Raw genomic sequence first — 24,490 nt, 5'->3', positions numbered from 1 at the left:
GCCAATGACGCCCATTCGCGGAGATTTTTCGCGTTTTCCTGAGATTTACCGCAAATTTGCTTGCCAGAGCAGGGATAAATGGAGGGCGGATTCGGTTAGCATGCGTTGTTTGGATCGCGAATATCCGGCGTGACCAATAACAGGTACGCCGGGTCAACGCTAGCAACACCGCCGCATCCTTATCTCTCATCGCTTCCGGGTTCGTCTTTTCAATGACATCGCAATCCAGTGAGAGTCTGCAAAGGCTCCGCAGACATGCTCGCGAACGATATTCGCAGCTTGCCGCCAAACTGCCGAAGCTGTTCGCGTCGAAACTTGCCAAGCGGGCATCGTCGCGCGATGCGTTGCGGTCGATGCTGGGATTCGAATCGCTTGAGTCTCGTCAATTGCTGGCGACGATCACGGCGATCAATTCGGGCGACTGGACGGCGGCCAGCACGTGGCAAGGCGGCGTTGTGCCGACGGCTGCCGACCGCGCGATTGTCGCGTCGGGAAAAACGGTCACGCTCAATGGCTTGAACACGACCGTCAAAGAGCTTGTCGTTCACGGGACATTGACCGTTGCCGAAGGCTCGGCCGGTTCGGCGACCCGCTCGCTGACCACCCGCTGGATTCACGTTAACAGCAACGGCACGTTCAGGATTGGCACCCCCACCAATCGGTATGACAACAATGACTTTGTGCTGACCCTGACCGGAACCGATCCGACGGCCGACTTCACCGTCGAGACGGCGATGGGCACCATGTCGATTGCCGATAATGATGGTTTTTTGATGACTGGGATGGGGGGCAGCTTACAGTTCTATGGTGATGAAAAGCTAAGCTTCACCAAGCTGTCCCAAACGGCATTCAAAAATGCGACGACGATCACGGTTGAGGATGTCATCGAACGCAATTTTGATGGTACGACCTCAGCCGCATCGGATGGTTCATTGTCCGGATCGCGCGCATGGGAAGTGGGTGACGAAATTGTGATCGCCAGTTCTTCGTACGACTATGCCGACGAGGACGTGCGAACGATTACTGCGGTCAGCAGTGCTTCGGGCAACCGAACGGTGCTGACGCTGAACGAGCCACTTTCCTATCGCCATTACGGAGCCATCGAGTCGTACAAAGACGGCGAGCTGAGTATCGACATGCGGGCCGAAGTGGCGCTGCTGAATCGATCCATCAGGATTCAGGGCACTCAAGACACCGACAGTAACTTTGGCAATCGCGCGAGATACGGAACGACGTCCGGAAGGAATCTTGGCATTGGTGCGCACGCGATGTTCATGCCCAATTCTGGGTTGATCGCCATTGATTCGGTCCAATTCGACAAGATGGGGCAAACGGGAATTGTCGGACGCTACCCGATTCACTGGCACTTGGGCGCGAATCGCGCCGGCGATCTCCTGCGAAACTCCAGCGTCACCAATTCGAACAACCGTGGCGTGACGGTTCACGGAACACAGGGGCTGTTGATCGAAGGCAATGTGCTGCATGACATTCATGGACACGGAATCTTCATGGAGGACGCTGCCGAATTCAACAACCAATTCCGCAGCAACATCGTGCTTGGCATTCACAAGGTCGGCGGAGGCAGCCTCAACGACCCCTTCATTGTTCCGGGAATCACGCGGGGCTCCAACGGCTTGGTCAACGGTGATGCGGCGAGAAACGGGAACGGCGAGGGGTCGCATGATACGGGGCAACAAGTTTCCACCCGCTTCTTGCATTCGGCGGCTTACTGGATCACCAATCCGAACAATACCTGGGTCGGTAATATTTCGGCAGGATCCGAAGGAACCGGTTTTTGGTTCATTCTGCCCGATCGCGTGATTGGGCTCTCCCGTGACACGGGTCTTTACAATGGTCTGGATCCTAGCACTGCGACACTAGGGATATTCGATAACAACACCTCGCACTCATCCCCGATCGGTCTGACGTTTGATCGCGGATCTGATATCCGGGGTGGCGGCGCCGTGGGTTACACGCCCACGGTTCCGGCGACGTTCAATGCCTTTACCGGCTACAAGCACGATGGCACGGCGGTTTACCATCGCGGGAACAATGTCACCTTTGACGGCAGCATGTTTGCCGATGTCCGAACCGGTTCGTTCAATACATTTTCCCAGATCGAACGCAATATTCTGTTTATCGGTCACAGCAAGGGCAACGCGACATTATCGGCGGAAGTGGGTGGTTATAAGCTGTACGATGGCCCCGGTCAGATTATCGAAGCTCACTTTGCCGGGTTTGCAGAACCCAATGCTTATACGTTTGTGAACACGGGTGGCGCGCACAAGCACGCGATGACGCGAGCCTCGGGTATCACGTTCGAAAACGACGGAACCACTGGCCATGTCGCGGTCGGGATTGTTCAAGACTTTGTCAACAAATCGCCCGCCAATGCGGCGGGGCGTCCGGATGCGTTGTCGGGAATTGTGTTGGACGTTGACGGTTCATTGACGGGGCCATTTGGCGGTGGCCCTGGTTATGTGCTGACGCCCAAAATTGACTTCTATCGCGATTCGACGGATATCACTCCGGCCGGTTGGGACGCCTACATCAGCAACGATCGATTCGGCTATCTGAGGCTTGATACCGTCAGTGGTGCTGGCAATTTTCCATACTTTGATGTTTTCAACGGCGACGGACATCGGTTTCGTGTCAATCGTCGCAATATCACCGAGCAACGTCTTTATACGAAATTGAATGCGGGCGATTACACGTTCGAGTTCACGGAGCCGGTGCCTGACGACGGGTTCAGATTTACAATGCGTGTCATGCGCGGTTCAGAACCGGGCGACTACTCGATCTATCGTTTCAAGGGTGTGGGAACGAATTACAAGCCGACCTCCGGGACCGAGACAACCTCCCTGACATCGCTTCGCGCTCAAACATCGAATGCCTATTTCCGCGACCCGGCCGACGGTGATTTGTGGATGAAAGTCTTTCAATCGGGGACGTTGATCAGTGTCCGGCCCGCGGATGTCCTGCAGCCGACGACGCCCGAGATTACGGGCTTGGTGCTTGTTGATGCTAATAGTGACGAGGATCTTTCGGCGTTGGCCAATGGTACGGTGGTCAATCTGACCGCCTTGCCGTCGAAGGATCTGAATGTTCGCGCGGCGACCAATTCCAATACCGCCAGTGTCGGCTTTGATTTGACTGGGCCGTCTCCCTTTACCAAAACCGAAAGCGTGGAACCCTACGCTCTTTTCGGAGATGCCGACGGGGATTTCCAATCGGAACCTTTGTTGCCCGGTTCCTACACGCTGGTGGTGACGCCATTTTCCGGCGCCGGCCTGTCCGGTACCGCGGGCACTGCAGTGACGATCAACTTTACCGTCATTGAGCCGGCTCAAATGCCGTTCGTCAATCAGACCGTGCAAGACGGAACGACCGTCCTGGCCGAAGAGTTTGATACGGGCGGTCAAGGCGTCGCCTATTTTGACACCAGCACTGGCAACTCGGGTTCGGGCAATACCGCACGTCGCACCGAAGATGTTGATCTCAATGGTGGCAGTATCCTTGTCAGCAGCGTGGTCGATGGGGAATGGCTGGAATTCACTCGCGATGTGGTTCCGGGCGTGTATGACATTAACGTCAATGTCAACCCGTTTTCTCTGCAAGATCCCGCAAAAGGCGTTCGCGTGCTGATTGCCGAGAATGTGTTTTCCACTTCGTTCACCGAACTTGGGTTTGTTGAGATTCCTGATGCAGCCACCGTGGGAACCAGTTTCGCGATCACGGGAGTTGATCTGACGGCATGGGGTGGTTCCGATCGGGTTTTCCGCATCGAATTCTTTGCGGCAAATCGAGACATCGTCGTCGCACCCGTTGGCGCGGTGTTGGCGGATGCCAGTCCGACGGGTTCGACAACCGGTTGGTATCTTGATTACGGAGCCAACGGAGAAAACTGGTTCAACGGATCCGGCTTATCGGATACGACGGTGAATGAATCTGATGTGCTCGTGCCTACCGTGTGGCCACAGCATCTTGCCGGCAACAGCAGTGGTCGAGTGGCACGCATTCGAAATGCCGCCGAGCAGAGTACGCTCACTTTCGATCTGGGCGGACGGTACGACATCAGTGGCATGGCGTTGTGGAACAGCACCGAAACTGGACAGACGGATCGAGGCTTCGAGAATACGCTGTTGTCCTATTCAACCGATGGCGGACTGACGTTCAGCGGAAGCGACTTGCTGACCTGGACACAGCTCTCTGATTCTACGGATCCGTTCGGGCCAGAGATTCGCATGCTTCCCGGCGTTGTTGCCGGAATCACGCACATCCGCATGGTCGTCGACAACTTCTCCCCTGCGGGATCCGACAGAATCGTGATGGCATCCGAACTTCGATTCATCGGCAAAGGGAATCCCGCGGTGGGTTCCAACTTGGCTCTGAATTTTGACACGCTGTCGTTTTCAGCGGTTGCCATGCCAGCGAGCGTCGTCAATCGCGGTGTCGCTTACCGCGGCGCCGGGGCGACTTATGGCGAAGGCATGATCGACCCCAACAAGTCGGCGCTGCGCGGGCTTGGTGCGTCGGCATCGATGGCGAACTACACCAATTACTCACAGGGACTCAACCGAGTCATCGTCGACATCGACAACCTGCCCGCGACAACGTTGACGCAACCCGATTTCGAATTCCGCGTCGGTAATACCGAGGAGCTCGCAAAACATGTAGAGAAGCCGGAAATCACTTCGCCCGCTACTCGGAATCCGAATCTTCGCGACTGAAACTCGTAAGCTCACCCCGAGGAAATCGCACTCGGAGTGATTTCCGGACAGACACTAGCTAGCAAAAAAAATCCGAGTCGCTTTTTCAAGCGACCCGGATTTTCAAGTTCCGTTTTCGTTCCTTGCACGCGACAGGGCGTGATCGTCAGGGAAATTCGACTAGCGCGATGGCGAAGCCGGGATGCCAGGGCTGCTATCGTCGCCGTTGGAGATTCCAACAGCCAATGCTGCTGCACCGAGGCCGAGGCTCAGCATTCCGCCGCCGCCTTGCAGAAGTCCGCCGCCGCCGCCACCACCGCCAGAGAATCCTCCTCCGCCGCCGCCGCCGAAGCTGCCGCCCGAGTATCCGCTGCTGATTGTGGACGATCCGATCACTTGTTCACCGATGACGGTGTCGCTGATGATGGAGCCGCCCATTGGGGCTGCATCCAAAACGCTGCCACCGCAATCGGCACAGTTTTGCATGACCAAGTCGGTGCCGGTCAGTCCCAGGGTTTTGCCCAATTGGTTACGAACCTTAATCGCGTTTTCCCGCAATTCGGTCAGTTCTTCGGCGTTCGCGGGTTCCGTTGCCAGTTCGGCATCGATCGCGGAGATCAACTTGTTGACGCGAACCAACATGGCGGGATTCGCCAAGCTTGCCGCTGCATCAGCGCGAATCGCGTGGAGGGTGTCACTGAAGTTTTCGACCAACTCGACGCGAGTCGGTTCGATCGAAAGTGCGGTCAGTTCTTCGGCAGTTGCCTGAGTCGAACTTGTCGCCAGAGTGAAAGACAACGCCAGAGCGCCGCCGATGGTTTTTAGGTTTTTCATTACGAGATGTCTCGAGCGGAGGAATTTAACGGTTTCACTAGTTTGGTTCGAACTTGAACCATTTCCAGTCTTTAGATAGCAAAGTGTCAGTTTTTTTCGGGCTCAGTACGCCCCACGGCGGGTTAGGACGATTACAGGGGTTTTAATCAATATCCAGGCATCCAACCAAAGCGACCAGTTGGCGGCGTAGGAATGGACTAAGAAAACACGAGTCTCGTAGCTGGTGTCATTACGGCCGGAAACCTGCCATAAACCGGTGATCCCGGGCAGCATCTGTGTGTATTCGTAGTAGTGCTTTTGGTACCGAACGACTTCATAGTCCGCGATCGGGCGGGGGCCGATCAGGCTCATTTGCCCCAAAAATACGTTCCAAAGCTGTGGCAGCTCGTCCAGACTCCAACGCCGAATCAGGTTTCCGACGCCAGGAATGACTCGCGGATCGTCTTTCAGTTTTGTGTCCCGATCCCATTCAGCGCGAGCCACGGGGTCGCTTTCGAGTTTCTCCTGAAGCATCTTGTTCGCGTCGACGAACATCGACCGAAACTTCCAACATCGATACGTCTTTCCGTGCTGGCCGATTCGCTCGGGGCCGTAAAACACGGGTCCAGGCGACTTTCGCTTGATCGCGATCGCGATGATCGCCATTGGAATCGCCAGCACGATCAGTGCCGGAATGCAAATCACCAGATCAAGCGTCCGCTTGCAAAGTCGCGGAATCAATCGCAAGAACGGCATGCTCGACCGGGTCGTATAGATCTCGAACAGCGGGTTTTCGTCTTCACACGATACCGAGTCACCGACGCTGATCAGCATTGGAAACTGAAACACCAATCGCCCGGCCAGGTCGACACAGGATCGCGATGCAATCGCCACCACGGGTGCGTTCTTCAGACTCGCAACTCGGCAAGCCTCATCGGTCTCGCGATGGTCGCCGGGATTTTCGATCGACGACCGCACGTCCGAAATCGTTGGGTTGTTCGCCACGGATTCGCTGACGTCGACGGATCCGACAATCACCAAGCCAGATGAACTTCGCGACATCATTCGGGATCTCAGTCGTTCGCAGTCGTGCTGCAGACCGATCAAAACCGTCCGCACGCCCCACCACGATGTTCGCGACAACCAGTGACGAGCGAGGTATCGAGCGATCGGCAGAGTGGCCGCCACCACCAGTCCGGTGCAAGCGAACGAGACAAATTCGATCCGAGGCAACTCGCCGAAGATCAAGTTCATGCCCGACAAAAACAGGACGGCAAGGATGGTTGATCGAACGATGCCGCGTAATTCGTGAACCGGGCTGATTCCTGCGCCGGGATAAAGCTGGTGCAGCGATATCAAACCGAGCTGCAGCATCAGCATCGCCGGCAGTTGGCGCCATACGCCCGGATTCAACGGCAATCCCTGCGCCAGGTTGACCAGGTACGAAACGCCGATCAACGACGTTGCCGTGACGAAAAGATCGACGATCGCCAAAGGCAAACCTGTGGCGAACGACTGGACCATGAACGAACGAGTCAAGCCATGGTGCAATTTCGTGGCCGTGTGCTTGGCCATCACCACATCGGCCGACTCCAAGGTGTCGCCGACTTTTGATTCCAGCTTGTCGCTGGATCTTCGTTGCTGAAGATTGTCGATCGGATGCACAGACGTCACCGCCGTCGTTTCAACGGGTTCCAGGTGGGTCGGCGACAGAGCTGCAAGTGGAAGGACCACAGTTGTACGTCTGACTTTCGGATCGGAGTGTTTGGGCATCAAAGCGACTCGGTACACCTGGGTATCATGGTGCGGTGACGAAAGTCGGCTTGGGTTGGGCGACGGACCCTCGAAGGGACGGGCGATTGCCGTCTTCGAGGAAGGTCGCACTACAACCGTCCAACAAAACTGGGGGTGTGAGGCGGGAAACTTCATTTTTTTGGCCCACAATGCGCGCTCCAGTCTAATTCAATGCTTTCAATTGATAGATCCAGCACGACCGATTCGCGGAATTTTTCGCACATGACGAGCCAACCGACGTGGACCCGCGACTCCGTTCGCGGGACGTCAGCTGCGAAGCAGCCTCAAAGCAGGAAGTACGCCCTGCGAGCGGAGTCGCAGTGCCACGTAGGGTTACCCGAGGAAGCTTGGACGCCGACTGACGCCGACTGACGCCGACTAGCTACGCTGGGGGATCCGTGTCGATCGATCTCTCATACCGCTACAATGCGACCGCGCTGCCCCGAAACCGGCGATTGCCCGCCGTTCTGGACGTGCACTGGCCATGGTCGCATGGTCCAAATAAGCCCATTTTCTCTCCAAGGACGACCCCGACGCGATGAGTACCGCCGCCCCTGCCAAGCTGCCCGCACGAAGTGAAGTTCCGGCCCAAGATTGTTGGGACCTTTCCAGCCTGTTTACCGGCGACGAGGGATGGGAGAGCGATTTCAATCTCTTGGAGTCAAAGATTCCCAGGTTCGAAACGTTCCGTGGCCGACTGGGCGAATCGGCGGCGACGTTAGCCGAGGCACTGAATTTCGACAACGAATTCGACCTGATCGCCGAACGGCTTGGCACTTATGCGTTCCTGAAGACGACCGAGGACCAGGGTGACAGCAAGTACCAGGGCATGAAGTCGCGGTTCCAAAACTTGGCCGTCCGGGCCGGACAAGCCGCCAGCTACATGCGCCCCGAACTGCTTGCCCTCGACGCCGCGGCGATGGCGACGTTGATCGAAGACCCGGCCGTCGCGCCGTTCAAACTGCAATTGGAACGCCTGGTCCGGTTCCGACCTCACACGCTTACCGATAACGAAGAACGCTTGTTAGCGATGCAAGGCGAAATGGCCTCGGCCGCCGGCAATGCCTTTCGCCAACTCAACGATGCCGATTTACGTTTCGGCGAAATTGAAGATCACAAAGGTCGAACCGTCGAACTGTCGCACGCCACGTTCGGCCAGTTGCTGATCAGCCCCGAACGCAAGGTCCGTTGTGGTGCGTTTCATCAGTACTACAAGCAATTCGCCGAACACGAAAACACATTCGCCGCGACGTTGTGCGGATCGGTTCAGCGAGACGTCTACTATGCCAAGGCAAGAAACTACGACAGCAGCCTGCAATCCGCGTTGTTCCCCGACAACGTTCCCGTCGACGTGTACGACAACTTGATTTCGGCAGTCCGCGGTTCACTGCCGGCCGTCCATCACTACTTGGACGTTCGCCGCCGCAAGATGGGTCTTAAAGACATCCATCACTACGACACGTACGTGCCGATCCTGTCGAACATTGAAAAGCACCACACTTGGGACCAAGCAGTCGATGTCGTCCTTGAATCACTAAAACCACTCGGTGAAGAATACACGACCACCCTGGCAAAGGGACTTCGCGGACGCTGGTCGGATCGCTATCCCAATCGCGGCAAGCAATCCGGTGCATTCAGTTGTGGTTCGTTCGCGGGCGATCCCTACATCCTGATGAATTTTAAGCCGGAAGTGCTTAACGACGTATTCACGTTGACGCACGAAGCCGGTCACTCGATGCACAGTTGGTATTCGTCGCGAAATCAACCGTTCCAGTACTACAACTACACGATCTTTGTCGCCGAAGTCGCCAGCACGTTCAACGAACAATTGTTGACCGACCACTTGATCAAGAACGCAGCCGACGACAACGAACGGGCGTACTTGATTAACAATGAACTGGACAGCATCCGAGCCACGGTGGTTCGACAAACCATGTTCGCCGAATTCGAAAAGAAGACGCACGAAATGGCCGAAGCGGGCGAACCGCTGACCGTCGCCTCGTTCCGCGCCGCTTACCGCGAATTGCTTGAGGCCTACTTCGGTCCCGACTTTGTCATCGACAAAGAATTGGAACTGGAGTGCTTCCGCATTCCACACTTCTATCGCGCTTTCTATGTTTACAAGTATGCGACGGGCCTGAGCGCCGCGGTCGCCCTTTCACGACGGGTCTTGGAAGGCGGTCCGGCGGAACTGAGCGACTACCTGTCGTTCTTGAAGGGCGGTTGCAGCAAAGATCCGCTCGATCTGCTGCGCGACGCCGGCGTCGATATGACCAGCCCCGAACCGGTCGCAAAAACGCTGGAACACTTCCGAACCTTGACCGAAGAACTCGACCAATTGCTGTAACCCCTCAGCGAATCGACAAGACTTCGATCGTCGCGGCGGCCAAAATCTTGGCCCGCCGCGATCCGGTTCTCGCCGACGTACTTGAACGACTCGGGCCACCGCCGATCTGGAAACGGCCCGCCACGTTCGCAACTCTCGTGCGAATCATCTTGGAACAACAAGTCTCGTTGGCGTCGGCCAAGAGCACTTTCGATCGGCTGGCGGCCGCTTGCGATGGCAGCGTTACGGCATCGCGAGTCCAAGAGCTGGGCTATGACGACCTGCGATCGATCGGCTTCAGTCGACAAAAGGCACGCTATGCGATCGCCCTGGCCGATGACGTGATCGCCACACGCATCCGCCTGAGATCGCTGCGTCACGCAACTGACGACGAAGTTCGCCAAGCCATCACGGCGCGACTCGGACTGGGGGACTGGTCCGCCGATGTTTTCATGATGATGGCGTTGGGCCGCCCCGACATTCTGCCGATCGGGGATCTCGCGCTCGTCAAGGGAATCGCGGAACTGGACGGCATCGATTACCCGGACAAGTCTTCGATCATCCGCCGCGCCGAACCATGGCAACCGTACCGAAGCGTTGCGACTCGAATGGTGTGGCAAAACTATCTCGACCGCCGCAAACCCTAGCCGATGGAATCAGCCCCACAGTGGCGCGAAGCAGTTTTTGGAAGGCCATCAGAATTCGCGGACCAATACTGTAAGCAAGGCAAAGACCGGCCATCCATCGCCATTTCAGATGGGAACCGACCAGAAATGTTGCCGCCCCAACAAAATGTCGCTAACATCGAAGTTCAGTATGCAACACCTCAAACACACCCTTTCGGTAGGGTGTGTCGCATAGATTCATGTTAGGCGACCTCAGGTATTCGTGAATCGACGCTCTCCATCTGCTGCCGAACTCACATCCATGGTGCGCGTAGCGCTCTGGCGGGACTGGGACCCAATCGGCGTCAACGATTGCCCTGAGGCCCAAGACGAATACGACTCGTACGTTGGCGGCGTCTGCTCGTTGCTTCTGTCTGGCGCTGACGGCTACAAACTTCGGCAACGCCTTGCTCACATCGAGACTGTTGGCATGGGGCTGTCGTCACCATGCTCGCATCTGGACGACGTGGTCCGCAAACTCCTCGCGATGGTTGGCCGTTAACGCGGGCCAACGGTCGCGTAACATGGTTTTTACGCTAGGCCTTCGGCACACCTTCGTTGGTAGGCAACGGGCGTTGGCGTTGGTACAATCTCTCGTGATTCAAACTCCACCGCTTCGTTTGGGGCGGTGTCGTAAAAACCTTCCGTTGTGCGGCAACAATCAAACGAAATGGACGCTGAAAAACTCCGCGAGGGCATCATCTTTCGCATCGCCTACGTTGATGACCCTACGTCAACCAGCTTCAGCACCGCGCGTGACATACACTTTCGCACCGATGGTGGCGTTATGCTATATCCTGAGGCTGCGATCTCGCTTTGGCAGCGGATTGCGGCGCTTCCGACTGCGGAACAGATGCGATGTCACACGCCACACTATGCAATCCATCTCAACTTCGGCGCTGGCGTCTTCTACACGGCTGCGATCTGCTTTGAATGCAACAACATTTCCGTTTCGTCCAGTGGTGACTACTCGTGGCAGACATTCGACGGCCAATCGGAGGCTGCCCAGTCGATTCTCGCCGAATTCAAGGCTCGCGTCCCCGATGACGACACCGAAACCTAGCTCGGTTGCCGCACAACATGGTTTTTACGCTAGGCCTGCGGCACACCGCTGTCGTTTGTTCAAGCCGCCCTCCGTTGGTACAATTTCTGGTAGTTCAGACATCGTTCGCTTCGTTTAGGGCGGTGTCGTAAAAACCTTCCGTTGTCGGGACGAGACCAATGACACGCGAGCAGTTCATCGCTGAATACGCTGCGGGCCGTCGCGACTTCACCAAGCTTGACATTGGTGACCGCATCGACCTATCGGACGTCAACTTGTCCGGCGCGGACTTCTCGGAATGCTGGCTCGAAGCGTCTTTCGACAATGCCGATCTCAGCAACGCTCGGCTTACGAAGGCGAACCTCAAATGCTCCTCGTTCGTCAATGCAAAACTGACCGGTGCCGACTTCCGTGGCTCCGCTCTCTGCGCTGCTGACTTCACGGGGGCCGTATTTGATGGTGCAATGTTCGAGGATGCATACATGTACGGCTACACGTTCGCCAAGGACGAGCAGCCAGTGGCCTGACTGAAATGGACACCGTTTCGGCACTCCATCGCCCGACAACATGGTTTTTACGCTAGGCCTTCGGCACACCTTCGCTCGTTTGGCAACGGGCGCTGGCATTGGTACAATTTCTTGTGATTCAAACTCCACCGCTTCGTTTAGGGCGGTGTCGTAAAAACCTTCCGTTAGCGGCCACTACCTAAATGGCAGATTTGACCTTTGATGGTGCCGTTGAGCACTCGAACTTGCCAACCGCTCGCGGACTCTCGCTGGACGTCGCATTCATTCGCGTCCCGACTGCTGACACGCCACCGCCGTTTGATGGCGACCCGCCCGGCGACGCAGTCACCGATTGCCACACGGTGTACAAGCACGTCGACCTAGATGCGGACTCCATCGACATTCCGGACTTGATCCCGTTTTCGATCGCACGTGAACCCGGCATCTACTATCTCCAACTCCGCGCCATGTTGTACCGTTTTCACAACGGCAAACACTTCGCTCAGGCCGAACAGTTCTTCTTCACCCAGCGACCACTCGAAATCTCCCCTGAATTGCCCTCGGTAACTTTACCCATGGAATGGCCCGATATCCCACTCGAAGACTTAGGCGTTTATGGCACGGTCAAGCCAAAACGCAAGTTGCCGTGGCCGCTAACATGGTTTTTACGCTAGGCCTACGGCACACCTTGGCTCTTTGGCAACGGGCCACGGCATTGGTACAATCTCACGTAGTTCAGACATCGCGCGCTTCGTTCAGGGCGGTGTCGTAAAAACCTTCCGTTAGACGACCTAGATTTCACTGATGGCTGCGTCTATTTCGATCTCCGCCGATGTCGATGCTGTTGTTCGCGCCGCGTTCTCCCATGACGCCAGTGGCCACGTCCTGTTCGGTTTCGCTGGCCGCACCGCTGACCCCGCCGCGTTGGATGCTGCTGTTGCCGCGCCGGTCGTGATTCGCGACTACTTGATGGAGCGCGGCATCAAATACACGGTTCAACTTATGGCTGATGGCACTGCCACAACACTAATGATTGATGATGTACCCGATGATCGCGTTGATTCCGTTGTTTGGTTCGCTCGCAAACATCTCCTTGCGGCCGGATTGGTGTTGGCCGACTCTACTGGCGATTCAACGGTCGTCTAACATTGTTTTTACGCTGAGGCCTTCGGCACACCTTCCATGTTTGGCCACGCGGGCGGGCTTTGGTACAATCTCCGTAATTCAGACGTCGCTCGCTTCGTTCAGGGCGGTGTCGTAAAAACCTTCCGTTGGGCGACCAAGCATAACACGATGCGAGTTTACGCCGCCTCTGTCTGGCTGCGTTGCAGTCTCGTAACGTGTAGTAGATAGAGGTGCTCAGCAGTTTCACCACCGTCAGTGGAAACGTATATCCAGTGTTTCATCAACAGGGCGTTTTCAGGATGCTTCACAGTGATGTGCGTGCCATCGCTCATCACAATCGTGAAGGGAACGAACGGCTTCGTTTTCAACATCTTCTTTAGTTCTTCTTGCATGGTCAATCCAGAAGGATTCGGTCGCACAACATGGTTTTTACGCTGAGGCCCTTCGGGCACACCTTCGACGTAGTGCCAACCTCGCTTTCATTATACAATCTAGTCTAATTCAAGCCACCTCTCCTTCGTTTGGTGCGGTATCGTAAAAACCTTCCGTTGGGCGGCACCGCTCGAAAGGCAAAACGCAATGTCACTTCAAGATCTCGAAAACACTATCGCAAAGCTGCCGCCAGATGAACTCGCGAAGTTTCGCGCGTGGTTTCTGGACTTTGACGCCGCACAGTTTGACAAACGCATCGAAACTGACGCACGTGATGGACGATTGGACGCACTTGCTGACTCAGCGCTTCGCGATCACGCGGCTGGCAAATCCACGCCGCTATGAGTCATTCCGCAAGCCCCGCTTTCGGGGAGTTCTACAAACAACTTCCAGATACCATCCGTGCTTTGGCCGACAAGAATTTCTTACTGCTCAAGGATGACCCGAGTCACCCTTCTCTTCACTTCAAGAAGGTCGGTCGCTATCGGTCTGCTCGCGTGGGCCGCGACTTCCGTGCGCTCGCGGTCGAGACCGATGACGGATTGTTGTGGTTTTGGATTGGCAATCATGCCGAATACGATCGCTTGATCGGCGCGTAGGTGCCGCCCAACATGGTTTTTACGCTAGGCCTTCGGCATCCTTGCCGCTTCAGCGAATGTGGATGGACGCTCGTTCCTCGAATTGCAGACTCAAGACATGACCACGCGGCCGACCTTTCATTCCGCGTCACCGTACAAGGATGACGTTCTTTCGCTTCCTTTGACCGACCTCGGTGAAAAATTCAACGTATTCTTTGTCGTTGCTCCCGATGGCCTTTGCTTTTACTTCAACCAGCCAATTGCCGGCTAAACGCATCGAGCGACGCCCCTTACCGACGGGATTGCAATCGCTACTTCGCATACATCGCAGCCATGTGAAACGCGGGATAGTCGTCGCGCGACCTGATGTTTCGCCAGTCGCTGTGACACAGCATTCTCCCTCATGGGTGTCATTGGCGGGCAATCTGTCACGATGGTTTGCCCGCGAATCACGCCAAGGGCCGCGAATGTTCTGACTCGGTTCGCGGCCGGAATTTACACTTTGAATCACGCGAAGCCTGATTCTCTTGCCTCAATCGCGGGTTTTGATAGCAATTTCTAAGACTCGTCGCGGACCCGCAATCACGTTCAAATCTGGCTGGCCTCGGTATCGATGCTTCGGTACAAGTCGGGCTGCCCTTTTAAATACGGATCAGGCGAGTCGATGAAAAACTTTGGACGTGTTCTTGCGATGGCGGCGAAACGACGGTGGTCGTTGGTCGGTATTTTGGCAACATCGTTGTTGGTCGCCGTGCTTTGGGGAGCCAACATCGGTGCGATCTATCCGCTTGTCGAAGTCGTTTTCGAAGGCAAATCGTTCCCGACCTACACCGCTGAAAAGATTGCGAGCGCCAACGAACAAATCGAAGCGTTCGACGACGAAATCGTGCTGCTGGATGAACAGATCGCAAGCGCCGAAGCTGACAAGTCTTCACCGCTGATTGTTCGCCGCGACACCGCCGAAGCCAAGCGGAAAGCGACTGCCGATGGCGTCTATTACCTGGCGAAATTCAAGCCCACCATCGATCGTTACGCGCCGCGCGGTCCCTATCAAACACTTTTGCTGGTGATGGGGTTTCTGATCATCGGGACGTTGGTGAAGCTGACCGCTTTGTCGGTGAACCTGATGTTGGTTCAGTTCGTTGCCGAGAAAGTTTCCCTTGAATTGCGCGCGGTGTTTTTCCGCAAGGCGCTCCATCTCGATCTCGATTCGTTCGGCGAAAACGGTTCAGCCGATTTGACGTCGCGTTTGACCAATGATATCTCCAACGTGACCGCCGGTTTGACCGTCTTGCTGGGACGACTGATTCGCGAACCGTTGAAGATGGCCGTCTGCTTCGCGGGCGCCATGTATGTTTGCCCGCGTCTGTTGCTGCTAGTTATGGTGGTGACACCCGTGGTAGCGCTAGTGATGAACTACCTGAGCAAAGCGATTCGGCGAGCAAGTCGAAAGTTGATGGAAGAAATGAGCACGCTGTACGGCATGCTGAACGATTCGTTTTCAGGCATCCGCGTGGTCAAAGCGTTTACGACCCAAGGTTTTGAACGGGCGCGGTTCAACAAAGCAACGCAATCGTTGTATCGCAAATCGATGAAGATGGCGTTCTACAACACGTTGGCCCGAAGCAGCAGCGAGATGCTAGGAATCTGTACGGTCTCGCTAGCGATTTTGGCGGGCGGCTATCTGGTCGTGAATCAACAAACGCATCTGCTTGGCATTCGCATGACGACCAATCCGCTAAGCGTTGGCGAAGTGCTGACGTTCTTTGCGATGTTGATCGGGGCTTCGGACCCGGCGAAGAAGCTTTCCGACGTATGGAGCGGACTGCAACGCGGCATCGCGGCGACCGACCGAGTGTTCACCGTCATCGACAAGGAAGTTCGGGTCAAAGAACCCACATCCGCTCGCGAGCCAATGCGACCGCACGGAAAGATCGTGTTCGAAAACATCGCTTACCAATACCCCTCGGGCCCGATCGTGCTGCGCGGTATCGACTTGACGATTCGGCATGGCGAAACAATTGCAGTCGTCGGTCCCAACGGCAGCGGAAAGAGCACGATCGTCAATCTTTTGTGCCGTTTCGACGACCCACAATCGGGAACCGTATTCATGGACGACGTTCCGCTGGACCAAATGCGGACTCGCGATCTTCGCAAACGCATTGCGTTGGTGACGCAGCGGACGGTGTTGTTCGACGATACGATCGAGAACAACATTCGGTACGGATGCCCCGGCGCCGACGCGCACGCGGTGGTTCGGGCCGCGAAGTTGGCGTTCGCAGACGACTTTATCCATCGCAAAATGCCGGACGGATACCAAACCGTATTGGGTGCCGGCGGAATGCGGCTCTCGGGAGGTCAGATGCAGCGGATCGCGCTGGCTCGAGCGTTCTTGCGCGACCCCGACATTTTGATTCTGGACGAAGCCACTAGCCAGATCGATTTAGAATCCGAGCAACTGATTCACCAAGCGCTTGCGAAGTTCTTGATCGACCGAACCGGCGTCATGATCACTCACCGACCGACCAGCCTAGCGATGGCTGATCGGATCGTGGTTATCGATGGCGGCCTTGTTGCCGATGAAGGACAACATGGCGACGTACTGAAGCGAAACCGCTTCTATCAAAGCCTCTGCGGAACCGAGTTCCGCAAGAGCGCTTGACCGACGTAAGAACGTCGGGAGCAATTGCTTTCGTGCCGTTCTATTGCATTCTAGGCAGCACGACGTGAAACGTCGAACGACCGCTCCGGCATCCGGTGAATCATCGCGGCCCCGCCGTCGTCAGACGCGACCACGTCCTGCGGACGCAGCGATTTCGTGATGCTGGCTTCCGACAGGGGTGCAAACACTTGACCGATCGATTCGGCAAACATAGACGGGCGAAACCCGTTGGCGATCGTAGCAATCATCGATGCCTTGCAAGCCTTGGACCAACCGCCGGTTTGGAAGCTGCTACGGATCGCCCGCAAACGGGTCCCACGCGACCATGACGATTCATCGCCGTTGATTGAGTCGTGGTCGCTGATGACGTTGCTTTCATCGGCCAGCACACAACGCCAACCGGCGTCACGTGACATCCATTCGTAGGCGTAGCAGGCTTCGAGTTCATCGCGAAGGTCACACGACTTGCCCAAAGAACGCAGCAGATCGCGGCGCCAAAAAGACGCGGTCAAATAGGCGCCGATGTTCTTTCGCCCGGCCGAGACCTTTCGTTTGCCTGACGCATTGGCTTTGCAAAGTCGGTCGGCGGAATCGTGCCATCCGGCGCCCAAAATGACTTGATCAAGGCCGCTGCGGATGACGGGCGCGACAACGCCTGCGTCGTGATGTTCAAACTTTTCGAGCGCTGAGTCCGCCCAACCGTCTGTCGCACGTAATCCGTCCGCCAAGACGTGTACGAATCTGCCGTGCGCCGCCGTTGCTCCGGCCGATACGGCATCGACCAAGTCGTTCGATGCTGCCGTTACGAAACGGACTTCACCTGCCAACGAGAAAGGGTCGTCATAGTCGCCGTCATGGCAAACGATGACTTCGCTGCCGTCGGGCTGATTCTCTAGCACGCTGACCAGCGTCGCTTCGAATGCCGCAGCGTCGCAACCAACGGGAACGACAATCGACAATCGCGGGATCGGAGGGTATTTCGTCACCAAAACCATCCACAAGAAGAGGCTGAACTGTTTTCTTCGTCTGTTTCGCCGAGCTTTACGTCGAGCAATACGACGTCGAGGTTAGTTTTCGGATTCGGCAGGGTATGGAATTTAACCCTTCGGTGCCCGCGAATAGGAAAGGTACGAAGTTTGGACAGGTCCCTTTGAATCCGTTCGCTAATCGGCACAATTTGACGCTCAGACAGTTTCACGGGTCGCCTCAAAACAGCCGCAAAGGAATTCGGCAAGGCCATATTGCCGCAAGGACGCCTGACCTACCATGTCGGCGGCACCCTTTGAGCCATCGATTCCCATTTCAAGAGCCTGATCATGCACACACGTCCGCTTGGCACCGACGGGCCACAAGTTTCCGAAATTGGGTTCGGTGCTTGGGCCATCGGCGGGGGTTGGGGCGATCAAGATGACACAACGTCGATCCGAGCTCTCAACACAGCGATCGATCGCGGCGTCAACTTCATTGATACGGCGGCGGGTTACGGTGACGGACACAGCGAGCGACTGATCGCCGAAGTCATCAAGACGCGAAAAGAGTCCGTGATGGTCGCCACCAAAACGCCGCCGGCACCGGGACCTTGGCCGCCCAGCCCGTATTGTCGGTGGCAAGATCGCTATTCGGCCGCTTATCTCCGTGACAACATCCATCAACGGCTGACCAATCTAGGGACGGATCGTTTGGATCTTTTGCAACTTCATACATGGACGCGTGCCTGGAACGATGATCCGCAACCGCTGTTGGTTCTTCGTCAAATGCGAGAGGAAGGCAAGATCGGACTGATCGGCGTCAGCACGCCCGAGCAGGATCAATCCAGTGTCATCCAATTGATGCGTGACGGATTGGTCGACGTGATTCAAATCATCTACAACCTGTTCCAGCAGGAACCCGTGGCGCAAATCTTGCCCGTTGCGGCCGAAACGGGAACCGGCGTGATTGTCCGCGTCGCCCTCGATGAAGGCGCGTTAGCGGGTAAGTATGCGGCCGACCATGTCTTCCCCGAGGACGATTTTCGCAGCCGCTATTTCGCGGGTGATCGCATGCGGCGAACCGTGGATCGCGTCGACAAGATTCGCGAAGACGCAAAGACATTCGGAATCGACCAAGAGTATTCGCTGGCCGACGTCGCGCTCAAGTTCGCTTTGGCTCGCCCGGAAGTCAGCACCGTGATCGCCGGCATGCGATCGGTCGCCCAAGTCGAACAAAACACACGAACCAGCCGACTGCGTGATCTGTCCGAAGACATGTTGTTGCAGTTGCGTCGACACCATTGGCACCGTGGCGTCTGGTACAGCGGCAAGGATTGATGACGGTACGCTTTCCGCAAAACCATGGGTGTCGAACACGTCGGAAGAACGATAGGTGGACACCATTGCCGCAACACGAACTCACACCACATTGAAGACAGACGATGAAAACAGACAACGAAATTTTGATGGTCGCCAAGACCGCCGCCAAGCTGGGCGGCGACATTTTGATGAAGTATTGGCGTGACGGCGTCGAGATGCGAGACAAGTCGGCCGTCGGCGGAAAAACGTATGACTTGGTCAGCGACGCGGACGTGGAATCCGAGAATGAAATCACGCGCTACCTGAAAACCGAATTCCCCGATCACGAAATCTTGGGCGAAGAGGGCCAACTTGGTGACGTCAACGCAGAACATCTTTGGATCATCGATCCGCTTGACGGTACAAACAATTTCGCCCACCACGTACCTCACTTTGCCGTTTCGATCGCGTATTACCATCGGGGCGAAGCCGTCGTCGGCGCCGTGCTGAATCCGGTTCGTGATGAACAGTACACCGCAGTGCGTGGCGGCGGCGCTTACTTTGGCGACCAGCCGATCCGCGTATGCGAATCTGCGAAGCTGGCCCAAACGCTTGTCGGATGCGGTTTTTACTATGACCGCGGCGAGATGATGCGATCGACCTTGCGCGCGATCGAAGATTTTTTTGGTCACGACATTCACGGCATTCGTCGCTTTGGCACCGCGTCGCTGGACCTGTGCCAAGTCGCGTGCGGCCAGTTCGGTGGTTTCTTTGAGTACCAGTTGTCGCCATGGGACTTCGCCGCCGGTGCGTTGGTCGTACGCGAGGCCGGCGGAAAAATCACCGACGGAAAAGGGGCGCCCCTGACCATCGGTAAATCGAGGACCATCGGTAAATCGAGGACCATCGGTAAATCGAGCGTCGTCGCCAGCAACACTCGCCTGCACGATGCCATGGTCGACATCACGTCGCGCTACCATCCCTAGGGGCTGGTGCGAAAACGGTGTCCGCCTTGAATCTTGAACTTCGAAATCTGTACTCATAGACTTCACTCCATGTCGATTCCCATTCACACTTGTCCGCCCGCCGAACTTCCCGCTTGCGAACCGCTTGATATTTTGGTCGTTGCACCGCATCCCGATGATGCCGAACTTGGCATGGGTGGAACGATCGCCAAAATGATCAGCGAAGGAATGCGGGTCGGCGTTTTGGACCTGACGACCGGCGAACCCACTCCGCACGGCAGCGAATCGATTCGCCGCCAAGAAACTTGCGTCGCGACGGACGCCCTTGCATTGACCTGGCGCGGCAATGCCGGCTTGCCCAATCGCATGTTGGTTCACACGTTGGAAGCTCGCGCGCTGGTTGCCAGCTATTTTCGGATGCTTCGACCTCGTTGGATCTTCGCACCCTATTGGACCGACGCGCACCCCGATCACGTCGCCGCGACCGAGATCGTCGAAGCGGCTCGGTTCTGGGCCAAACTCAGCAAAACCGACATGCCCGGCGAACGGTTTCATCCCGAGCGGATTTACTACTACTTCTGCATCCACTTGCGATTGGCGATCGATCCAGATTGGATCGTCGACATCAGCGATCACTGGCCGGCCAAGCTGGCTTCGATCCAAGCCTACCACAGCCAATTCATCGTGGGCCGACCAACCGACCCACCGACGATGATCGACCAACTGCATCACGAAGCGGCCAACTGGGGCCGCATCATCAACCGTCGCTATGGCGAACCATTCGCGACGAAAGAACCGTTGGCCATGAAGTCGATTCGCGATCTGATTTAGCGAATCGACTTTCCCGAATTGTGATCGAATTGAAATCGATCCTTACTGGGGCAACCGTGCTTGGCTGACGATGGGGAAGTCGCCTTGCAGTCCTTCGGCCATGAACGCAACAACATCGGCTTGTTCTTGTGCCGTCAAGTTCAACGGTTTCATCTTGTCGCTAAGCTGGGGATTGGGGTGACCGCCCTTGTTGTACCAGTCGACGACTTCTTCCAACGTGGCTTGGCTTCCGTCGTGCATGTAGGGCGCCGTGAAGGCGACGTTGCGCAGGGTCGGCGTCTTGAACGCGCCTCGATCTTTGACATCACCGGTCTGATCAAAGCGACCCAGATCTGGTTTTTCGGCGTCCATTCCGACGCCCAGGTTGTGGTACTGTTCGTCCGTAAAATTCGCGCCGGCATGACAAGCGGTGCAGTTCGCTTTGCCGCTGAACAATGCCATCCCGCGTTTGGCCGAATCGCTCATTGGCATGGCATCGGCCGCGGACTTCAGCGCCGTGTACTTCGCCTTCAACTCGGGCTCTTCGTCCAAATACTCCAAATCGTCGGCGAACGTTTTTTCGAACTTCACGACTTGGTCGTATGCGTCATAGGGCATCGGTCCGGTCACGATCGCGCGCTCGAACGTCGCCAATGCCTTGCCGACATTTTCGATGTTCAACCCGTCATCAAAGATTTTTTCGAACTGCATCCGGTAGCCGGGAATCGATTTCACGGTCGCAACGCTGGCATCGTGCGTGTTGCCCATTTCGATCGCATTGGCAATCGGCCCGACGGCTTGGTCCTCCAAGGATGCGGCCCGCCCATCCCAAAACTGGGCTTTGCTTAGAATTCGGTTGAACGACACGGGTGAGTTGCGCCCGCCCTGTTGCCCACGCACGCCGACACCGAATTGCATCTCGGCGCCGTAACCTTGCGCCGGATCGTGACACGAAGCACACGAAACCGTGTTGTCAGACGAAAGACGTTCGTCGAAATAAAGTTGGCGCCCCAGTTCGATCTTGGCCCGCGTCATCGGGTTGTCTTCGGGGATGTAGATGTTCGCCGCTGCGGCGTCCAATCCGGATGGCAACGATACCTTCAACGGCACGTGATTGGCTGGATCGCCAAGCCACTGCGCGATCTGATCTTCGGTCAACAGAGCCACTCCGGGGATCCCTTGCGTCAATTCCGGATCACCCAGGGTGACGGAGTCGCTCTTTGCTGGTTTCGTTTGACTGTTTGTCGCAGCAACCGAAAGTCTATTCAGGCTGATAGTCAACGTCAGTGCTGCGATACCGCCGACCAAGAATCTATTTCGAAAACGCTCTTCACATCGCAACATGGGGATCGACTCGTCCAAAAACAAGAGGCATGGAATTAATCGGCGACCCGATTGGCCATCCGAACAAGACAATGATTGTAATTAACGTGACGAAATTTCAACGTCCGCCGGATGACGAACATCGACTACTTCAACAGCTTGGCGATTTTTCGGCCGGTGACACTCATCGGCAATTCGTCCATTTCATCGGTCGTCACGTAACGCCATGGTTTCGGCGGACTCGTCTTGCCGTCGGCCCAAACCGCAGTATGAACGTCCAAGGAAATCCGATACTTCGTGACCGCATGCTTGATCGTGGTTAGCTTTTCGGTCGGACGGATCACACCACCTAGCGGAACGGCCAAGTCGTTGGCGGCCGCCTCGACGGATGCGAACGACATTTCGGTCGTTCGCGGAAAATCCCAAAGTCCGGCCCAGCGACCGCCTGCGGGAAGTGGTCGGACCAGATAGCGAGGCGCCGAATCCTGATGCCGCTTGCGGTTTTCATCAGCGATCACGAAAGCAAACTCCGATCGGCTTTCGTATTTGACCGAATTCACTTTGCCTGGGATCGTGGTTTCCAGTCCCAGTGCGTGGGCGCGGCAACAAGTCCGTACCGGGCACGTGTCACAGCTTGGCGACTTTGGCGTACACACCAACGCGCCCAGTTCCATAGCCGCTTGATTGAAGTGACCGGGTGGGACCTTGGACGACTTCGCCGGCAACATGGCCTCGGCAACTTCCCACAACACTTTCGTTGACGCCGTTTCGTTCACCGGCGATCGCAGTGCGATCCAGCGACTGAATACCCGGACGGTGTTGCCTTCTAGGATCGGAAGACGTTGGTCGCGAGAAATCGACAAGATCGCGCCTGCGGTGTAGCGTCCAATACCGGGCAGCGCAAGCACGTCGTCGAATGATTCCGGAAACTTACCGTCGTGATCCGCAACGATTTTCGCCGCCGCCGCGTGCATGGATCGGGCCCGGCGGTAATAGCCCAGACCTTCCCAGTGCTTCATCAAAAGTTGCTCGTCAGCGCCAGCCAACGACGCAACGTCAGGAAACGTTTTCAGAAACCGATCAAAGTACGGCAGCACCGTCGCGACCTGGGTCTGCTGCAGCATGATCTCGCTGATCCAAACCCGATACGGCGTTGGCTCACTTCGCCATGGCAAGACGCGTGCATGTTCGTCGAACCACTTCATCAAACGCGATCGAACACGGCTGCGCCACTTGGAATCGTTCCAAACTTGGTCGAACACTATTCTTCGAACCGCCGCAGTTTTAACTCAACCGTACTCTCCGCTTCGGCGCGACGAAAGGTAATCTTGACGGTGTCGCCGGGTAAGTGTTCGTTGATGGCGTCCTGCAAGTCCTTGAACTTTCTTACCACCGTGTCGTCCAATCGTGTGATGACGTCACCGCGGATCAAACCGGCATCCTCGGCCGCACTCTTGGAAACAACGCCACTGATTTGGCATACGTCGAACGAGTCTTGACAGGTCACGCCAAGAAAACCCCCTTGCCGGTGTTCGATTCGTAAACCGGGCGCGGCCGCACGCATCGATTCGACCTTGTCGGCACTGATGCCCGTGCCCATCAAATTCAATGAAACACGCACCGGCATGTGGGCAAGAAGATCGCCTTGTTCGTCAGTCAAATGGACGTAACGGAATTCAAGATCGCTCAGTGGCTTCATTTCCATCAACGGTTGAAGCGTTTCATCGCTGATCAGGCCGTCCACAATGGCCAGCGACTTCAGTTCGGGAACCAACGCGATTCGTTTGAGTACGTCGGCATTGATGGCGGCGCCCTGGACCCGCGCATTTTCGACGCCGTCAAGCCACTCGAGCCACTGCAGCGATTCCACGTTTCGATTCCACTTGTCATCGACTTGTACGATCAAACGCCGTTGGCTGATCGCTTGAATCACGAACTCATCCATGCCCACGTAAACACCCGCCGCTGCCAACTCCGTTCGAGCCTGGTTCGACCGATGTTTCCGAATTTCTTGAACCGCCGATTCGGCTCGCGATGCTGCACGCCCAACAGTTTTCTTGGAGAGCTCGTTCAGATGCTTCCATGCGCCGCCATCGTCTGATGGCGACCCCGACATCGCAATCTTGGTGACAACATCGCTGGCGCGTTCGACCGTTTCTAAATCGCCTGTTCGAATCACATTGATCAAGTCAGCAACCGCGTCCGTCCCTGCCTCGGCCAACTTTTGTGCCGCCGTCTCGCGGCGCAGGTAATGATCACTGGAGAGTTGCGTCACCCAATAAGCGATCGAACCCTCACCGACCTTGGTTTGTTCGGCCTGAGATTTTGCCGATTCGTCTGCGAATGCACCGGGGCGCACCCCGGTCACCAAAGTCACCACGACGGCCGCAGCGAACAACCGACGGGCCGCGATCAATGTTTGGAAGTTGCGTTTCAAAATGAAGCTGCCATCGGTCGGTAGAAATCGAACGCC

20 protein-coding genes are annotated in these 24,490 nt (G+C 56.3%); 13 read left to right on the top strand and 7 right to left on the bottom strand.

What is annotated here, in order from left to right; translation table 11 throughout:
- Nucleotides 1–212 precede the first annotated feature (212 nt).
- Nucleotides 213–4,730 carry a G8 domain-containing protein gene (locus Poly51_RS02865; protein ID WP_146454027.1) on the top strand — a complete coding sequence of 1,506 codons (4,518 nt, stop codon included), beginning with the start codon at nt 213–215 and terminating at the stop codon, nt 4,728–4,730.
- 159 nt (nt 4,731–4,889) lie between these two features.
- Here Poly51_RS02865 and Poly51_RS30270 read toward each other — a convergent pair whose 3' ends face one another.
- Nucleotides 4,890–5,543: a hypothetical protein gene (locus tag Poly51_RS30270; protein ID WP_186775305.1), complete on the bottom strand. Its 654-nt coding sequence runs from the start codon at nt 5,541–5,543 to the stop codon at nt 4,890–4,892.
- A 102-nt stretch (nt 5,544–5,645) separates the two neighbouring features.
- Nucleotides 5,646–7,256 carry an exopolysaccharide biosynthesis polyprenyl glycosylphosphotransferase gene (locus Poly51_RS02855; RefSeq protein WP_186775304.1) on the bottom strand — a complete coding sequence of 537 codons (1,611 nt, stop codon included), beginning with the start codon at nt 7,254–7,256 and terminating at the stop codon, nt 5,646–5,648.
- Nucleotides 7,257–7,854: 598 nt separating this feature from the next.
- Here Poly51_RS02855 and pepF point away from each other — a divergent pair.
- From pepF to Poly51_RS02820, 6 genes are all read left to right on the top strand, one after another.
- A complete protein-coding gene (gene pepF, locus Poly51_RS02850; protein ID WP_146454021.1) occupies nt 7,855–9,663 on the top strand; it encodes an oligoendopeptidase F in 1,809 nt (602 codons plus the stop codon).
- Nucleotides 9,664–9,800: 137 nt separating this feature from the next.
- Nucleotides 9,801–10,289 (top strand): DNA-3-methyladenine glycosylase family protein, encoded by a 489-nt coding sequence (locus tag Poly51_RS02845; protein ID WP_246114218.1) that lies wholly within the window; start codon nt 9,801–9,803, stop codon nt 10,287–10,289.
- Nucleotides 10,290–10,977: 688 nt separating this feature from the next.
- Nucleotides 10,978–11,370: a hypothetical protein gene (locus Poly51_RS02835; protein WP_186775303.1), complete on the top strand. Its 393-nt coding sequence runs from the start codon at nt 10,978–10,980 to the stop codon at nt 11,368–11,370.
- 158 nt (nt 11,371–11,528) lie between these two features.
- Entirely contained in the window at nt 11,529–11,876 is a 348-nt protein-coding gene (locus Poly51_RS02830) for a pentapeptide repeat-containing protein (RefSeq protein WP_146454013.1), read from the top strand.
- Nucleotides 11,877–12,058: 182 nt separating this feature from the next.
- On the top strand, nt 12,059–12,529 hold the full coding sequence (locus tag Poly51_RS02825) for a hypothetical protein (protein ID WP_146454012.1): 471 nt from the start codon (nt 12,059–12,061) through the stop codon (nt 12,527–12,529).
- A 130-nt stretch (nt 12,530–12,659) separates the two neighbouring features.
- Nucleotides 12,660–13,001 (top strand): hypothetical protein, encoded by a 342-nt coding sequence (locus tag Poly51_RS02820; protein WP_146454010.1) that lies wholly within the window; start codon nt 12,660–12,662, stop codon nt 12,999–13,001.
- Between the two features lie 155 nt (nt 13,002–13,156).
- Here Poly51_RS02820 and Poly51_RS30265 read toward each other — a convergent pair whose 3' ends face one another.
- Entirely contained in the window at nt 13,157–13,372 is a 216-nt protein-coding gene (locus Poly51_RS30265; protein ID WP_186775302.1) for a hypothetical protein, read from the bottom strand.
- Nucleotides 13,373–13,559: 187 nt separating this feature from the next.
- On the opposite strand from Poly51_RS30265, the gene Poly51_RS02815 reads away from it, so the two are divergent.
- The 3 genes from Poly51_RS02815 to Poly51_RS02805 all read left to right on the top strand — a co-directional run bounded on the left by Poly51_RS02815 (nt 13,560) and on the right by Poly51_RS02805 (nt 16,652).
- Nucleotides 13,560–13,757: a hypothetical protein gene (locus Poly51_RS02815; protein ID WP_146454007.1), complete on the top strand. Its 198-nt coding sequence runs from the start codon at nt 13,560–13,562 to the stop codon at nt 13,755–13,757.
- Nucleotides 13,754–14,011, top strand: coding sequence for a hypothetical protein (locus tag Poly51_RS02810; RefSeq protein ID WP_146454005.1), 258 nt, complete (start codon nt 13,754–13,756; stop codon nt 14,009–14,011). The genes Poly51_RS02815 and Poly51_RS02810 overlap by 4 nt, the downstream gene beginning before the upstream one ends.
- 643 nt (nt 14,012–14,654) lie before the next feature.
- Complete coding sequence (locus Poly51_RS02805) at nt 14,655–16,652, top strand: ABC transporter ATP-binding protein (protein WP_146454003.1); 1,998 nt, start codon at nt 14,655–14,657, stop codon at nt 16,650–16,652.
- A 50-nt stretch (nt 16,653–16,702) separates the two neighbouring features.
- Here Poly51_RS02805 and Poly51_RS02800 read toward each other — a convergent pair whose 3' ends face one another.
- Nucleotides 16,703–17,638 carry a glycosyltransferase gene (locus Poly51_RS02800; protein WP_146454001.1) on the bottom strand — a complete coding sequence of 312 codons (936 nt, stop codon included), beginning with the start codon at nt 17,636–17,638 and terminating at the stop codon, nt 16,703–16,705.
- A gap of 330 nt (nt 17,639–17,968) precedes the next feature.
- On the opposite strand from Poly51_RS02800, the gene Poly51_RS02795 reads away from it, so the two are divergent.
- The 3 genes from Poly51_RS02795 (at nt 17,969) to bshB1 (ending at nt 20,715) form a co-directional block, all read left to right on the top strand.
- Nucleotides 17,969–18,958, top strand: a complete 990-nt coding sequence (locus Poly51_RS02795; RefSeq protein WP_146453998.1) for an aldo/keto reductase — start codon at nt 17,969–17,971, stop codon at nt 18,956–18,958.
- A gap of 104 nt (nt 18,959–19,062) precedes the next feature.
- Nucleotides 19,063–19,905 (top strand): inositol monophosphatase family protein, encoded by an 843-nt coding sequence (locus Poly51_RS02790; protein WP_146453996.1) that lies wholly within the window; start codon nt 19,063–19,065, stop codon nt 19,903–19,905.
- Between the two features lie 69 nt (nt 19,906–19,974).
- On the top strand, nt 19,975–20,715 hold the full coding sequence (gene bshB1 / locus Poly51_RS02785) for a bacillithiol biosynthesis deacetylase BshB1 (protein ID WP_146453993.1): 741 nt from the start codon (nt 19,975–19,977) through the stop codon (nt 20,713–20,715).
- A gap of 42 nt (nt 20,716–20,757) precedes the next feature.
- Here the strand turns inward: bshB1 and Poly51_RS02780 are convergent, their stop codons facing one another.
- The 3 genes from Poly51_RS02780 to Poly51_RS02770 all read right to left on the bottom strand — a co-directional run bounded on the left by Poly51_RS02780 (nt 20,758) and on the right by Poly51_RS02770 (nt 24,454).
- Nucleotides 20,758–22,038 carry a cytochrome-c peroxidase gene (locus tag Poly51_RS02780; RefSeq protein ID WP_146453991.1) on the bottom strand — a complete coding sequence of 427 codons (1,281 nt, stop codon included), beginning with the start codon at nt 22,036–22,038 and terminating at the stop codon, nt 20,758–20,760.
- Nucleotides 22,039–22,163: 125 nt separating this feature from the next.
- A complete protein-coding gene (locus Poly51_RS02775) occupies nt 22,164–23,222 on the bottom strand; it encodes an A/G-specific adenine glycosylase (protein WP_146453989.1) in 1,059 nt (352 codons plus the stop codon).
- 56 nt (nt 23,223–23,278) lie between these two features.
- Complete coding sequence (locus Poly51_RS02770) at nt 23,279–24,454, bottom strand: PDZ domain-containing protein (protein WP_146453988.1); 1,176 nt, start codon at nt 24,452–24,454, stop codon at nt 23,279–23,281.
- Nucleotides 24,455–24,490: the final 36 nt, after the last annotated feature.

It is taken from the genome of Rubripirellula tenax, from assembly GCF_007860125.1.
In the GTDB taxonomy this organism is placed as follows: domain Bacteria; phylum Planctomycetota; class Planctomycetia; order Pirellulales; family Pirellulaceae; genus Rubripirellula; species Rubripirellula tenax.
The sequence above is the reverse complement of the archived record's forward strand: the minus strand, read 5'-3'. Positions and strand labels throughout refer to the sequence as shown.